This is a genomic window from Escherichia sp. E14S1 (assembly GCF_004211995.1).
Taxonomy (GTDB): domain Bacteria; phylum Pseudomonadota; class Gammaproteobacteria; order Enterobacterales; family Enterobacteriaceae; genus Escherichia.
Window position 1 is genome coordinate 403,361 of sequence record NZ_RHJQ01000008.1, and the last position, 13,566, is coordinate 416,926.

The following is a 13,566-nucleotide window of genomic DNA, read 5'->3' on the forward strand; positions in this document are numbered from 1 at the left end:
TTAGATCCCCGCCCCCTGGCTAAAGTGCTCTTCCCCGAATACCCCGGTGGAAAGGTAGCGATCGCCGCGATCGCAGATGATCGCCACCACCACCGCGCCAGGGTTAGCTTTTGCCACGCGTATCGCGCCAGCAACCGCACCGCCAGAGCTGACGCCGCAGAAAATCCCTTCCCGCACCGCCAGTTCGCGCATGGTGTTTTCCGCATCGCGCTGATGAATATCCAGCACCTCATCCACCAGCGAAGCGTTAAAGATGCCAGGCAGATATTCCGCAGGCCAGCGGCGAATGCCGGGAATACTGCTGCCCTCTTCCGGCTGCAGGCCGACAATGGTCACCGGTTTGGATTGCTCACGCATAAAGCGTGACACGCCGGTAATGGTGCCAGTTGTCCCCATGCTGGAGACAAAATGAGTGATACGCCCGCCGGTTTGCTGCCAGATTTCCGGCCCAGTGGTGGTGTAATGCGCATAAGGGTTATCGGGATTATTGAACTGATCGAGCAGCTTGCCTTCACCACGATTTGCCATTTCAAGCGCCAGATCGCGCGCTCCTTCCATGCCCTGTTCTTTGGTAACCAGAATCAGTTCCGCGCCGTAAGCCAACATCGCCGCACGACGTTCCTGACTCATGTTGTCGGGCATCAGCAACTTCATGCGATAGCCTTTTAGCGCGGCAATCATCGCCAGCGCAATGCCAGTATTGCCACTGGTGGCTTCAATCAGCACGTCGCCCGGTTTAATTTCCCCGCGCTTTTCCGCCTCGGCGATCATCGATAGCGCCGCACGATCTTTCACCGAGCCTGCCGGGTTATTGCCTTCCAGTTTTAACCACACTTCACTGCCGTTATCCGGCCCCATTCGCTGCAACTTCACCAGAGGCGTATTGCCAATTGTTTGTTCTAATGTACTCACGATCTCTGTCCATACGTGGTGTTGCCTGATGCGACGCTTGCGCGTCTTATCAGGCCTACAGGTTACAAACCTTGCCATTAAAAAGCCCGGATCGCGGGAAGCGCCTCCGGGCGTTTAACATTCACTCAACCTATCAGGCGCTTTGTGCGAGAGCAAGTTCCTCATCGCGGGTTTCAATACGCTCGTCGCCGTTATACAGCCGCGCATGTTGCAGGCCAACGAATAAACGCTCGCCACGCTGCGGGGCATCGTCGCCATGCATCACGACCGTCAGCGGATCTTCATACCACCCCAGTGGCTGCACGACTAATTGGGTGTAGTGGCCTTTCGGGCTGGCTTCCAGCACCTGTACCGGCAGCGGCGATTCAAGGCTGGTGCGGCGGCTGATATCCACTTCCCACGGGCGCAGGAAGAGATCCACCGGCCCCTGATACGCAGGTGTATACCCCAGCGGCCAGCGGTGCGCGCCAACGTGGAACTGCCCGCCGCGAATCGTTCCCTGCAGGCGGTTCACTTCGCCCATAAATTCGAGCACAAAACGGGTCGCCGGTTCGCGCCATACCTGATCCGGTTCATCGGCCTGTTCGATATTGCCCTGACTCATCACCACCACGCGGTTGGCGACTTCCATCGCCTCTTCCTGGTCGTGGGTAACGAATACACTGGTGAATTTCAGCTCTTCGTGCAGCTGACGCAGCCAGCGACGCAGTTCTTTACGCACCTGCGCATCCAGCGCGCCAAACGGTTCATCGAGCAGCAGAATTTGCGGTTCCACGGCAAGCGCACGCGCCAGCGCCACGCGCTGTTTCTGGCCGCCGGAAAGCTGGGCCGGATAACGATCCGCCAGATGGGCAAGCTGCACCATCTCCAGCAATTTTGTCACTTTCGCTTTGATCGCCGCGGCATTCGGGCGCTCGCGGCGCGGCAGCACCGTCAGGCCAAAGGCGATATTGTCGAACACCGTCATATGACGGAACAGCGCGTAATGCTGAAACACGAAACCGACTTTACGATCGCGCGCGTGCAGGCGGCTGACGTCGGTGCCGTGGAAGCGAATATGCCCACTGGTTTGATGCTCCAGCCCGGCAATAATGCGCAGCAGCGTGGTTTTCCCGGAACCGGACGGCCCCAGCAATGCGACCATCTGACCAGAAGGAATATCCAGTGAGATATCGTTCAGCACCTGGGTGCGACCAAACGACTTCTTAATATTGGCAATCTCAATGCTCATGATGTTCCTCCTGCTGCGCGCGTTTTTCCTGATTTTCCAGGCGCCACTGCAACATACTCTTTAAAAACAGGGTGATAATCGCCATCAGCGTCAACAGCGCAGCAGCGGTAAAGGAGCCGACGGTGTTGTAGTCCTGCTCCAGCAATTCAATCTGTAACGGCAGCGACAGGGTTTCGCCGCGAATCGAGCCGGAAACCACCGATACCGCGCCAAACTCGCCAATCGCGCGGGCGTTGGTCAGCACCACGCCATAAAGCAGCGCCCAGCGAATATTCGGCAATGTGACGCGGCGGAACATCTGCCAGCCAGACGCGCCAAGCAAAATCGCCGCTTCGTCTTCCTGGCTGCCCTGGCTTAACATCACCGGCACCAGTTCGCGCACCACAAACGGACAGGTGACGAAGATGGTGACCAGCACCATTCCCGGCCAGGAGAACATAATTTGCAGATTATGTTCATCCAGCCAGCCGCCCAGCGGGCCGTTAGAGCCGTAGAACAGCAGATACACCAGGCCTGCGACCACCGGAGAGACGGCAAACGGGATATCCAGCAGCGTCAGCAGCAACTGACGCCCAGGAAAATCAAAACGTGTTACCAGCCAGGCCAGCAGGATGCCGAACACCAGGTTTACCGGCACGGCAATCAGCGCAATCATCACCGTTAGCCAGATGGCGTGCAGCATGTCCGGGTCAGCCAGATTCTGTAAAACTGGCATCAGCCCTTTGCTGAATGCCTGCACGAAGATGTAAATCATCGGCACCAGCAGGATGAACGCCGAAACCAGCATCCCGATGCCAATCAGAAACCATTTGCCCCAGTTAATCGGGCGCGCGTCATAACGCTTCAATTGGGTAACTTCCGCCATTAATGACCTACCACACGCTGACCAAAGCGACTTTGCAGAGTATTAATTGAGAACAGCAGCAGCAGGGATGCCGCGAGGATCACCGAAGCAATCGCGCTCGCCGCCGGGTAATCAAACTCCTGTAAGCGAACAAAAATCATCAGCGACGTCACTTCCGTCTTCCAGGCGATGTTCCCGGCGATAAATATCACCGCGCCAAACTCACCGAGGCTGCGGGTAAACGACAGCGCCACGCCCGCCACCAGCGCCGGAGAGAGTTCCGGCAGCACCACTTTGCAGAAACTCTGCCAGCGCGTTGCACCGAGCGTTTCCGCCGCTTCTTCATATTCCGGGCCTAACTCTTCCAGCACCGGCTGCACGGTACGCACCACAAACGGAATGCTGGTAAAGGCCATCGCCACCGCAATCCCAAGCCAGGTGTAGGTGACTTTGATATCAAACTTCGCCAGCCATTCGCCGTAAAAACCGTTCACAGAAAAGAGCGAAGCCAGCGTCAAACCGGCAACTGCCGTTGGCAGCGCAAAGGGTAAATCCATCAGTGCATCAAGCAGCGTGCGGCCAGGGAAGCGATAACGGGTTAAAATCCACGCCATCAGCAGGCCGAAAACGCCGTTAAAAATCGAAGCCACAAACGCCGACAGCAGCGTCACTTTGTAGGCCGCGACCACCTGCGGGTTGGTGATCACTTCCCAGTACTGCGCCCAGCTCATCTCAGAGAGCTGCATCACCAGCGCGGAGAGCGGCAGCAATAAAATCAGGCACACAAACAGCAGACTGGTGCCGAGGCTTAAGGTAAAGCCCGGCAGCACGCGTCTTGATGAAACTGCAAACATCAGTTACGCCCCGCAGCTAACAGCTTGTCTAACTCGCCGCCGCTGGTGAAGTGGGTTTTCATCACTTCCGGCCAGGAGCCAAATTTGTCTTCCACGCGGAACAGCTCGGTCTGCGGGAATTTATCTTTCAGTTTGTCCATGACTTCCGGGTTATTCACGCGGTAGTAATAGTCGGTGATAATGGTCTGCGCCTGCGGGCTGTAGAGCCAGTTCAGGTAGGCTTTTGCGGCTTTTTCTGTGCCGTTGGCCTGCACGTTTTTATCGACCCATGCCACCGGAAATTCCGCCAGAATATTGGTTTTCGGAATCACCACTTCGAAGCCCTGCGCTTCATACTGTTTACGGATGTTGTTCACTTCCGATTCAAAGCTAATCAGCACATCGCCCAGGCCGCGCTCGGCAAAGGTGGTAGTTGCGCCACGACCGCCGGTATCGAACACTTCAACGTTTTTCAGGAACTGCGTCATAAACTGTTCGGTTTTGGCTTTATCGCCACCGTCGGCTTTATCCGCTGCGCCCCACGCGGCTAAATAGGTGTAACGCGCGTTACCGGACGTTTTCGGGTTCGGGAAAATCAGCTTCACGTCGGAGCGCACCAGATCGTTCCAGTCGTGGATATTCTTCGGGTTGCCCTTACGCACCAGGAAGCCCATGGTGGAGTAGAACGGCGAGCTATTATTCGGCAGGCGCGACTGCCAGTCTGCCGGGATCAGCTTGCCTTTGTCGTGCAGGATTTGTACGTCGGTCACCTGGTTATAAGTGACAACGTCTGCTTTTAAGCCCTGTAAAATCGCCAGCGCCTGTTTTGATGACCCGGCATGAGATTGTTTAATCGTCAGTTTGTCGCCGCCGTTATCTTTTGCCCATTGCTGTTCAAACGGCGGGTTCAGGGCGGCAAACAGCTCGCGGGAGACGTCATAAGAACTGTTCAGCAGTTCTGTTGCCTGTACATGGCCTGCCAGCAGCAGAGAAGCGACCAGCGCGAGTGAGTTCTTTTTCAGTAAGTTAACGGCCATTGCGCACCCTTATATATTTAATGACTTTCTAATAGCCATCATATTTATAACGGGCATGAAAGGAGTAACGGTTTTATATACCGTTTGGTGATTTGGAAGTTGAAAAGGGAATAAGAACCGGGTTCAAAACGAAATCCTCCCCACACAAATGCAGGGAGGAAACAGAGGTGAATCAGATGCCGACGCTAACCGTCTCCGGCAGTGTGCTGCCGCCATCGATCACATTCTGTGTACCGGTTAAATAGCTGGATTCATCGGATGCGAGGAAGGCCGCGAGTTCGCCGACTTCCAGCGGATCGGCGAGGCGACGCATCGGGATTGCTTTTGCCATTTCAGTCAACACCGATTCTGGATCTTCCGGGTTCGACTGACGGGCAATACTTTCTGCCATTGGCGTGCGCACGTAGCCCGGACAAATCGCATTTACGCGAATACCAGACTGCGCGTACTCCACCGCCAGCGATTTAGTCAGGCCAACAATCGCCGCTTTCGTTAAGGCATACGCCGTTTCGCCAGGATCGGCCACCATATCGCCAGTGACCGAAGACATCATCACAATGCGGCCATCTTTGCGGGCAATCATCTCCGGCAGCACCGCCTTTGTGACGTTCCATACGCCTTTAATATTGATATCAATATGGAAATCGCGATCGTCATCGCTCATATCGAGGAAACTGCCCAGGCGACAAACGCCTGCGTTATTCACCAGGATATCAATGCGCCCTTCTTTTTCCTTCGCGCGCTTGATAGCAGCGGCTACCGACGCCGGGTCTCGCACATCGGCGACAACCGCCGTACAGCGATGACCACGACCACACAGTTCGTCCGCCAGCTTTTCGATCTCAGGGGAGATATCCAGCAAGATTAGATTCGCGCCATGACGTGCAAAAGTTCTGGCAATTCCTTCGCCAATTCCCTGCAATGCGCCTGTAATCAGTGCTGTCTTGCCCGTGAGTTTACCCATTTTAATGCTCTCCTTGTTAATACAGAGCGTTACACTCCATTCCCTCTGAAAATACAGGATAAACAAAATATTGCTGCGTATCAGCTCACTAATTCAGGAAAATCTCAATCCAGTCGCTGCTTTATGCATCATTTCAGGCGTTGTGTTAGCTCACTGCTGCGCTCAATCATTTTCAATGACTCCACATCATTGAGTTGCACAAGGCCAACAAACAGTAAATCGGTAACAGAATTTTGCGCCGTGCGGGTCGACATTGACGAGCTACGCCATTCGGTTTCGCCGGAAACGGTATCGAGCGTGAAATGCGCCAGCCGCCGCAGCGGAGAGTCAGTCAGAGAAGTAATGGCAATCACCGTTGCCCCCTGCTTTCGTGCCGCTTCTGCGCACAAGACAATCTCTTTTTTACTGCCGCTGTAAGAGATAGCGATTTGTACATCGCCTTTTTTTAACGCCTGGGAAACGGTGGCTTGTACGTGCGTGTCGGCTTCGCAGGCCACGCGATAGCCAATTTTCATCAGTTTGAACGACAGATCGCGCCCCACCAGCGCCGATCCGCCCAGGCCCGTTATCTGGATAAACGGTGCTTTACTGATGACATCAATGATTTTTTGCAGCCGCGCGTAATCGAGCAACGCGCAGGTTTGCTCCAGCGCCAGCTCTTTTTCGCGATTCAGTTTGCGCGCGATCACTTCCAGCGAATCATCACTGGTAATCGAACTGTGCAGGTGTAGTGCCGTGGCATTCGTTTTCTCCCGGCTGGCACTGTATTCGCCAATTAACGCCATACGCAATTCAGTAAACCCTTGCGCGCCGAGTTTCTGAGCGAACTTCACAATACTCGACTGGCTAATACCGAGCTGTTTCGCCATATTTCGTGAAGAAACAGATTTCAGTTCGCTCACCCTGGCCTGCAGAAAGTCGGCTATCTTTTGCTCATTTTCAGTAAAGCCACTTTCTGCATTGCGTAATTTTGTCAGGTACAACATCTTCCACTCCCTCACCACATCCTGCGCGCAGCATAGCACACGGATTTTGCCCTTTGACGCTCTTCACACTCTGTGATTTCAGACTCAATGATTCCTTTAAAACTAGCAAATTGAGATATATGATTCCATCAATATGCAATTATTTGATTGTGAATACTAAGGTCACCACTGATGCAACTTGAAAAGATGATTACAGAAGGCTCGAATGCCGCCTCGGCTGAAATTGACCGCGTTTCGACACTGGAGATGTGCCGGATTATCAACGATGAAGATAAAACCGTACCACTCGCCGTTGAGCGCGTACTGCCAGATATTGCAGCGGCGATCGATGTTATTCACGCCCAGGTGAGCGGCGGCGGCCGTCTGATTTACATCGGTGCGGGGACCTCTGGTCGTCTGGGTATTCTTGATGCCAGTGAATGTCCGCCGACCTACGGCGTGAAACCGGGCCTGGTAGTTGGTTTGATTGCTGGCGGCGAATATGCCATTCAGCACGCGGTGGAAGGCGCGGAAGATAGCCGGGAAGGCGGCGTTAACGATCTGAAAAGTATTAATTTAACGGCACAGGATGTGGTGGTTGGTATTGCCGCCAGCGGTCGTACGCCGTATGTGATTGCCGGACTGGAATACGCCCGCCAGCTCGGTTGCCGCACAGTGGGAATTTCCTGTAATCCGGGGAGCGCCGTTTCAACCACCGCAGAGTTTGCTATTACGCCGATTGTTGGGGCCGAAGTGGTCACGGGTTCTTCGCGAATGAAAGCTGGCACGGCGCAGAAACTGGTGCTCAATATGCTCTCCACCGGGTTGATGATTAAGTCAGGCAAAGTGTTCGGTAACCTGATGGTCGATGTGGTCGCCACCAATGAAAAACTGCATGTACGCCAGGTCAATATCGTCAAAAACGCCACCGGATGTAGCGCTGAGCAAGCGGAAGCGGCATTGGTTGCCTGCGACCGCCACTGTAAAACGGCTATTGTGATGGTGCTGAAAAATCTCGATGCCGCAGAAGCTAAAAAACGCCTGGATCAACATGGCGGCTTTATTCGCAAAGCTCTGGAAAAGGAATAACCCATGGCTAAAGAGATCAGCAGTGAACTTCTGAACACCATTCTTACCCGGGTCGGTGGCCCGGGAAACATCGCCAGCTGTGGTAACTGTATGACGCGTCTGCGTCTGGGTGTACATGACAGTTCACTGGTTGATCCCGATATCAAAACCCTGGAAGGTGTAAAGGGCGTCATTTTGACCAGCGATCAGGTGCAAGTGGTCTTTGGGCCGGGCAAAGCGCATCGTGCCGCAAAAGCCATGAGCGAGTTGCTGGGCGAAGCACCCGTGCAGGATGCCGCGGAGATCGCCGCCCAGAATAAACGCCAGTTAAAAGCCAGACAAACTTCCGGCGTGCAACAATTTCTCGCCAAATTCGCCACCATCTTTACACCGCTGATCCCCGGTTTTATTGCTGCGGGTCTGTTGCTGGGGATAGCGACGCTAATCGCCACGGTGATGCACGTTCCGGCAGATGCTCAGGGAACGCTGCCCGATGCGCTGAATTTTATGAAGGTGTTCAGCAAAGGCTTGTTCACCTTCCTGGTAATTCTGGTGGGCTATAACGCGGCCCAGGCGTTCGGCGGCACGGGCGTCAATGGCGCAATTATTGCCGCGCTCTTTTTGCTCGGTTATAACCCTGCTGCCACCACTGGTTACTACGCCGGATTTCACGATTTCTTCGGTCTGCCCATCGATCCGCGCGGCAATATTATCGGCGTGTTGATTGCCGCTTGGGCCTGCGCCCGCATTGAAGGCATGGTGCGCCGCTTTATGCCGGACGATCTCGACATGCTGCTGACCTCGTTAATCACTCTGTTGATCACCGCTACGCTTGCGTACCTGATCATTATGCCGCTGGGCGGCTGGTTATTCGAAGGTATGTCGTGGCTGTTTATGCACTTGAATAGTAATCCGCTCGGTTGTGCGGTTTTAGCCGGGCTGTTCCTGATCGCCGTGGTGTTTGGCGTGCATCAGGGCTTCATTCCTGTTTATCTGGCTTTAATGGACAGTCAGGGATTCAACAGCTTATTTCCCATCCTTTCGATGGCGGGCGCGGGCCAGGTGGGCGCGGCGTTGGCGCTCTACTGGCGAGCGCAACCGCACAGTGCACTACGCAGTCAGGTGCGCGGGGCGATAATTCCCGGTCTGCTGGGCGTTGGTGAACCGTTGATTTACGGCGTCACCCTGCCCCGCATGAAGCCGTTTGTTACCGCCTGTTTAGGCGGCGCGGCGGGCGGTTTGTTTATCGGGCTGATAGCCTGGTGGGGTCTGCCAATGGGCTTAAACAGCGCCTTCGGACCGTCTGGCCTGGTGGCACTACCGCTGATGACTTCCGCTCAAGGTATCCTTCCGGCAATGGCGGTATATGCAGGTGGGATTCTGGTGGCATGGGTTAGTGGGTTTATTTTCACCACGTTCTTTGGCTGCCGTAACGTCAATCTGGACTGATTATGAAACGGACAATGCTCTATCTTTCTCTGCTGGCTGTCAGCTGTAGCGTCAGCGCCGCAAAATACCCTGTTCTGACAGAAAGTTCGCCAGAGAAAGCAGGGTTCAATGTCGAACGGCTTAACCAGATGGATCGCTGGATTAACCAGCAAGTTGATGCCGGTTATCCCGGCGTAAACCTACTGATTATTAAAGATAATCAGATTGTGTATCGCAAAGCCTGGGGGATGGCGAAAAAGTACGATGGCAGCGTGTTGATGGCGCAGCCTGTAAAAGCCACCACCGAGACGCTGTATGACCTGGCCTCAAATACCAAAATGTACGCCACTAACTTCGCTCTGCAAAAGCTGATGAGCGAAGGCAAACTACATCCTGACGATCTGATTGCGAAATATATTCCAGGGTTTGCCGACAGTCCAAATGACACCATCAAAGGCAAAAACACGTTGCGGATTTCTGATCTGCTGCATCACAGCGGCGGTTTCCCGGCGGACCCACAATACCCGAATAAAGCGGTCGCGGGCGCGTTATATTCCCAGGATAAAGGCCAGACGCTGGAGATGATCAAGCGCACGCCGCTGGAGTATCAGCCCGGCAGCAAACATATCTACAGCGATGTCGATTATATGTTGCTTGGATTTATCGTCGAGTCAGTTACTGGCCAGCCGCTTGACCGCTATGTTGAAGAGTCGATTTATCGACCACTCGGCCTGACGCATACGGTATTTAACCCGCTGCTGAAAGGCTTTAAACCGCAGCAAATTGCCGCGACGGAACTGAACGGCAATACCCGCGATGGCGTGATCCACTTTCCGAATATCCGCACCTCCACTATCTGGGGTCAGGTGCACGATGAAAAAGCGTTCTATTCGATGGGCGGCGTTTCCGGACACGCAGGTTTGTTTTCCAATACCGGCGATATTGCGGTGTTAATGCAAACGATGCTGAACGGCGGTGGCTATGGTGATGTGAAGCTGTTCAGTGCGGAAACGGTGAAGATGTTCACCACCAGCTCAAAGGAGGACGCCACTTTTGGCCTTGGCTGGCGCGTGAATGGTAATGCCACCATGACGCCGACGTTTGGCACGCTGGCAAGCCCGCAAACGTACGGTCACACGGGCTGGACCGGGACGGTAACCGTTATCGATCCGGTCAATCATATAGCGATTGTGATGTTAAGCAACAAGCCCCATTCGCCAGTTGCCGATCCACAAAAAAATCCCAATATGTTCGAAAGCGGTCAGTTACCGATTGCAACTTATGGTTGGGTGGTTGATCAGGTGTATGCGGCGTTAAAGCAGAAGTAATAAAAAGGCCAGTCAGTTTTGTTACTGGCTGGCCTGAGACTGCTGACAAACGCAATACTGCCTGATGCGCTACGCTTATCAGGCCTACGCGGCCCCTGCAATGTATTGAATTCGCACGATTTGTAGGCCGGATAAGACGTTTACGTCGCATCCGGCGTGTACAACGCGTACTTTATCAACAATCTGAGGCCAGTCAGTAATGCTATTGGCTGGCCTTTAATCATCGAATCAGAAACGCTTACAACGCCATCAACTTGTCCAGCGACGGCGCGAAGTAGTAGCCGCCAGTGACCGGTTTGGTAAAACGCAACATCGCATCACGCTTACCATCGGTATCGCCAAACATGCTCAGCAGTTGCTGCTCAATGTTATGCAGACGCGCACAGTAGGCGCAGAAGTACAGACCGTGAGTGCCACTGGCGGTGCCGTACGGCAGGCTCTGGCGAACAATCTTCAGTCCTTTGCCATCTTCTTTCAGATCAACACGGGTCAGGTGAGAAGTTTCCGGACGTTCGTCGCCATCAATCTCTTCGTTGGCTTCTTTGGTACGGCCGATCATCATCTCTTGATCGTGAACGCTCATCCGGTTGAGCTGCTTCAGGTTGTGCTCCCAACGCTGCACAAACACATAGCTGCCGCCCGCATCCACGCCGTCTTTGATAACCGCAACTTCGCGACGCGTCTCTTCACCCGCCGGGTTTTCTGTGCCGTCAACAAAGCCGCTCAGGTCACGCTCTTCCACCCAACGGAAGCCGTGGATCTCTTCTTTCACTTCAATGCAGTCGCCAAAGGCTTCCATCGCCGCCTGGGCGACAGAAAAGTTTACGTCATGACGCAGAGAAAGAATGTGGATTAACACATCGAACTGAGTGGTCGGCGCAAGACCTTTGCCGTAGCCCGGAAAATCTTTCAGCTCTTCGGCACCAACGCCACCGCTCAGAGCGCGCCAGGTGTTGTTACCAAAGGCAACGACTGCACCAAGATGTGCGTCCGGGAATTTCGCTTCAAAAGTCGCCAGTTTGTCGGCAAATGTTTTACTGGCCGCACGCAGGGCATCAACTTCCCCTTTTACGTTGGCTTCGATCCAAATCGCCGCGCGGCAATGTTCTGGCAAAATGCCACTCTGAACCTGAGACATTGTTCCTCCTGAAAATAATAATGCCACGCAATCCGTGGCATTGTTGGGCGCTATTTTACGTGTTTTTTGTGATTAGCGGTTTGCTCAGACGCAAATTAACGTCGCCAGATAATTTTACTGACTTTCCAGTTTTTCAAGGTATCGTCCGAAGGCATTAACCCTTCAGGACCACTCCATTCACCGCTGAACTGGTAGCTAATATGTTGACTGCCTTCAGCTTTACATTCGACAGCACGATCATCACCATCTGCTTTTTGGCAATTGCCAAATGCTTTGCTGTAAAGGTCGCTAAACGGTGTACCGATTTTAACACCGGAGTCCGCAGGAATATCGCTATCTGAAACGTCAATGCGGCTGATTGTACCTTGATCACCATTGATGACCATCGCCACGCTGTCGCCTTTCATCACTTCAAAAAAGCGCACTACATTACCGTTAGCGGTTTTCATTCCGCTGCGCAGGCGATAATCACCATCAAGCGCATCGGCAATAGCTTGTTCTTGTAATGGTGTGGACGCCGTTAATTCACCCACGCCCTGCTCGCTCACTTTGGTAGATGAACCAAACCAGTTCCACGGATTAGCGGCAGACCAGTTAACTGACGACATAGTGGAACAGCCGGTCAGCATCAACGGCATAGCGCATAACATTAAACGCAGCGATTTCATCTCACTTCCTTTGGTTATTCAATAACGTTGCTTGGAGTGCAAATTTGCAAAAAAGTGCCGTTAGAGGTAGATGACAAACACAAAATTGCCTGATGCGCTACGCTTATCAGGCCTGCTTTTTCCTGCAATATCTTGAATTTTCGATGTTTTGTAGGCCGGATAAGGCGTTCACGCCGCATCCGGCATAAACAAAGTGCACCTCTGCGTTATTCTTTTTCTTCATTAAAACAAGCGCGTAAACGTCGATTAGTCAGCAGCCAGATTAACGCCACAATATCCGCCACTACCAGCGCCAGACCGATTCCGCTAACCGATTCACCGTTCAACCACAGCCACGGTTGCCAGCAAAGTAAAACCACTTGCGCCAACAGCAACAGAAAATAGAGCCCATGCCAGATACGGGGAAACGTAGCCCGCCGACCACTCAGCAAAAACGCCAGCACTGCTGGAATGCCGGGAATTAACCCCAGCCAGAAATTATCATGATCGGGATAAAACAGATTCAGCAGCGCAGTACCCTGCTCACGCGACGCACCGGCAATCACAAACAGCACCCAGGTTCGCGCCTGAAGCAGTAGCACAAGCCAGAAAAGGAAGGGTAAACGCAAGCGTCCGTGCGCATCATAATGGACAGGATGAAACTCAGTACTCTTCATCTTCAATCAAACGCTTACCCAGACTCAGCACATCAGCGTGTTCATATCCCAGGCGTTCGTACATTCCGAGCACCATGTCATTGTCTTCCGGCACGTTGATCTGAATTTTCGGGCAACCGCGGGCAATCAGCTTTTTCTCCAGCCGATTAAGCAAGGCGTTAGCAATGCCGCGCCCGCGAAACTCCGGATGCACGCCAAGATAATAAGCAGACCCACGATGCCCGTCATAACCGCCCATCACCGTTCCCACCACTTCACCATTCACTTCCGCGACCAGGAACAAACTAACGTCATGGTTCATCTTGCGTTCGATGTCCATTTCCGGATCGTTCCACGGACGCAGCAAGTCGCAACGCTCCCAAAGGGTGATGACCTCTTCGAAATCTTCCTGGCGAAATACGCGTATCTCCATGGTATGAGTTACCTTTTTGGGGGTTAAAAGGGTGATTATGGCGTGAACGACCGAATTAGCCAATATCTGACGAAAATCGGTT

The 13,566-nt window shown here is 53.5% G+C and carries 14 protein-coding genes; 3 read left to right on the top strand and 11 right to left on the bottom strand.

The genetic code is table 11. The features are described 5' to 3' along the window. From cysM to murR, 7 genes are all read right to left on the bottom strand, one after another. Window positions 1-912 carry a cysteine synthase B gene (gene cysM, locus D9734_RS10830; protein WP_130207378.1) on the bottom strand — a complete coding sequence of 304 codons (912 nt, stop codon included), beginning with the start codon at window positions 910-912 and terminating at the stop codon, window positions 1-3. A 133-nt stretch (window positions 913-1,045) separates the two neighbouring features. After that, window positions 1,046-2,143, bottom strand: a complete 1,098-nt coding sequence (cysA, locus tag D9734_RS10835) for a sulfate/thiosulfate ABC transporter ATP-binding protein CysA (RefSeq protein ID WP_130207380.1) — start codon at window positions 2,141-2,143, stop codon at window positions 1,046-1,048. After that, a complete protein-coding gene (gene cysW, locus D9734_RS10840; protein ID WP_064526347.1) occupies window positions 2,133-3,008 on the bottom strand; it encodes a sulfate/thiosulfate ABC transporter permease CysW in 876 nt (291 codons plus the stop codon). The genes cysA and cysW overlap by 11 nt, the downstream gene beginning before the upstream one ends. Beyond that, complete coding sequence (gene cysT, locus D9734_RS10845) at window positions 3,008-3,841, bottom strand: sulfate/thiosulfate ABC transporter permease CysT (RefSeq protein ID WP_130207382.1); 834 nt, start codon at window positions 3,839-3,841, stop codon at window positions 3,008-3,010. Before cysT ends, cysW begins: the two co-directional genes overlap by 1 nt. Continuing rightward, a complete protein-coding gene (gene cysP / locus D9734_RS10850; protein WP_000290223.1) occupies window positions 3,841-4,857 on the bottom strand; it encodes a thiosulfate/sulfate ABC transporter substrate-binding protein CysP in 1,017 nt (338 codons plus the stop codon). Before cysP ends, cysT begins: the two co-directional genes overlap by 1 nt. Before the next feature lie 172 nt (window positions 4,858-5,029). Next, entirely contained in the window at window positions 5,030-5,821 is a 792-nt protein-coding gene (gene ucpA / locus D9734_RS10855; RefSeq protein ID WP_000517431.1) for an SDR family oxidoreductase UcpA, read from the bottom strand. A gap of 128 nt (window positions 5,822-5,949) precedes the next feature. After that, complete coding sequence (gene murR, locus D9734_RS10860; RefSeq protein WP_130207384.1) at window positions 5,950-6,807, bottom strand: HTH-type transcriptional regulator MurR; 858 nt, start codon at window positions 6,805-6,807, stop codon at window positions 5,950-5,952. Between the two features lie 171 nt (window positions 6,808-6,978). On the opposite strand from murR, the gene murQ reads away from it, so the two are divergent. The 3 genes from murQ to pbp4b are packed head-to-tail and all read left to right on the top strand — an operon-like array spanning window position 6,979 to window position 10,610. After that, window positions 6,979-7,875, top strand: a complete 897-nt coding sequence (gene murQ, locus D9734_RS10865) for an N-acetylmuramic acid 6-phosphate etherase (RefSeq protein WP_130207386.1) — start codon at window positions 6,979-6,981, stop codon at window positions 7,873-7,875. 3 nt (window positions 7,876-7,878) lie between these two features. After that, entirely contained in the window at window positions 7,879-9,303 is a 1,425-nt protein-coding gene (gene murP, locus D9734_RS10870; RefSeq protein WP_130207388.1) for a PTS N-acetylmuramic acid transporter subunit IIBC, read from the top strand. A 2-nt stretch (window positions 9,304-9,305) separates the two neighbouring features. Beyond that, complete coding sequence (gene pbp4b, locus D9734_RS10875) at window positions 9,306-10,610, top strand: penicillin binding protein PBP4B (protein ID WP_130207390.1); 1,305 nt, start codon at window positions 9,306-9,308, stop codon at window positions 10,608-10,610. Window positions 10,611-10,848: 238 nt separating this feature from the next. Here the strand turns inward: pbp4b and yfeX are convergent, their stop codons facing one another. The 4 genes from yfeX to D9734_RS10895 form a co-directional block, all read right to left on the bottom strand. After that, window positions 10,849-11,748: a porphyrinogen peroxidase gene (gene yfeX, locus D9734_RS10880; protein ID WP_000084590.1), complete on the bottom strand. Its 900-nt coding sequence runs from the start codon at window positions 11,746-11,748 to the stop codon at window positions 10,849-10,851. 95 nt (window positions 11,749-11,843) lie between these two features. Next, window positions 11,844-12,416 (bottom strand): RpoE-regulated lipoprotein, encoded by a 573-nt coding sequence (locus D9734_RS10885; RefSeq protein WP_130207392.1) that lies wholly within the window; start codon window positions 12,414-12,416, stop codon window positions 11,844-11,846. A 206-nt stretch (window positions 12,417-12,622) separates the two neighbouring features. Next, entirely contained in the window at window positions 12,623-13,072 is a 450-nt protein-coding gene (locus D9734_RS10890; RefSeq protein ID WP_130207394.1) for a DUF2919 domain-containing protein, read from the bottom strand. Next, window positions 13,059-13,484 (bottom strand): GNAT family acetyltransferase, encoded by a 426-nt coding sequence (locus tag D9734_RS10895; RefSeq protein ID WP_000406000.1) that lies wholly within the window; start codon window positions 13,482-13,484, stop codon window positions 13,059-13,061. Before D9734_RS10895 ends, D9734_RS10890 begins: the two co-directional genes overlap by 14 nt. Between the last annotated feature and the right edge of the window lie 82 nt (window positions 13,485-13,566).

Excerpts from the sequence above, each read along its gene's own strand:
- cysP (WP_000290223.1), bottom strand. The coding sequence starts at position 4,857 with ATGGCCGTTAACTTACTGAAAAAGAACTCACTCGCGCTGGTCGCTTCT.
- murP (WP_130207388.1), top strand. The coding sequence starts at position 7,879 with ATGGCTAAAGAGATCAGCAGTGAACTTCTGAACACCATTCTTACCCGG.
- D9734_RS10885 (WP_130207392.1), bottom strand. The coding sequence starts at position 12,416 with ATGAAATCGCTGCGTTTAATGTTATGCGCTATGCCGTTGATGCTGACC.
- murR (WP_130207384.1), bottom strand. The coding sequence starts at position 6,807 with ATGTTGTACCTGACAAAATTACGCAATGCAGAAAGTGGCTTTACTGAA.
- cysT (WP_130207382.1), bottom strand. The coding sequence starts at position 3,841 with ATGTTTGCAGTTTCATCAAGACGCGTGCTGCCGGGCTTTACCTTAAGC.
- cysA (WP_130207380.1), bottom strand. The coding sequence starts at position 2,143 with ATGAGCATTGAGATTGCCAATATTAAGAAGTCGTTTGGTCGCACCCAG.
- D9734_RS10890 (WP_130207394.1), bottom strand. The coding sequence starts at position 13,072 with ATGAAGAGTACTGAGTTTCATCCTGTCCATTATGATGCGCACGGACGC.
- yfeX (WP_000084590.1), bottom strand. The coding sequence starts at position 11,748 with ATGTCTCAGGTTCAGAGTGGCATTTTGCCAGAACATTGCCGCGCGGCG.
- ucpA (WP_000517431.1), bottom strand. The coding sequence starts at position 5,821 with ATGGGTAAACTCACGGGCAAGACAGCACTGATTACAGGCGCATTGCAG.
- cysW (WP_064526347.1), bottom strand. The coding sequence starts at position 3,008 with ATGGCGGAAGTTACCCAATTGAAGCGTTATGACGCGCGCCCGATTAAC.
- D9734_RS10895 (WP_000406000.1), bottom strand. The coding sequence starts at position 13,484 with ATGGAGATACGCGTATTTCGCCAGGAAGATTTCGAAGAGGTCATCACC.
- murQ (WP_130207386.1), top strand. The coding sequence starts at position 6,979 with ATGCAACTTGAAAAGATGATTACAGAAGGCTCGAATGCCGCCTCGGCT.
- pbp4b (WP_130207390.1), top strand. The coding sequence starts at position 9,306 with ATGAAACGGACAATGCTCTATCTTTCTCTGCTGGCTGTCAGCTGTAGC.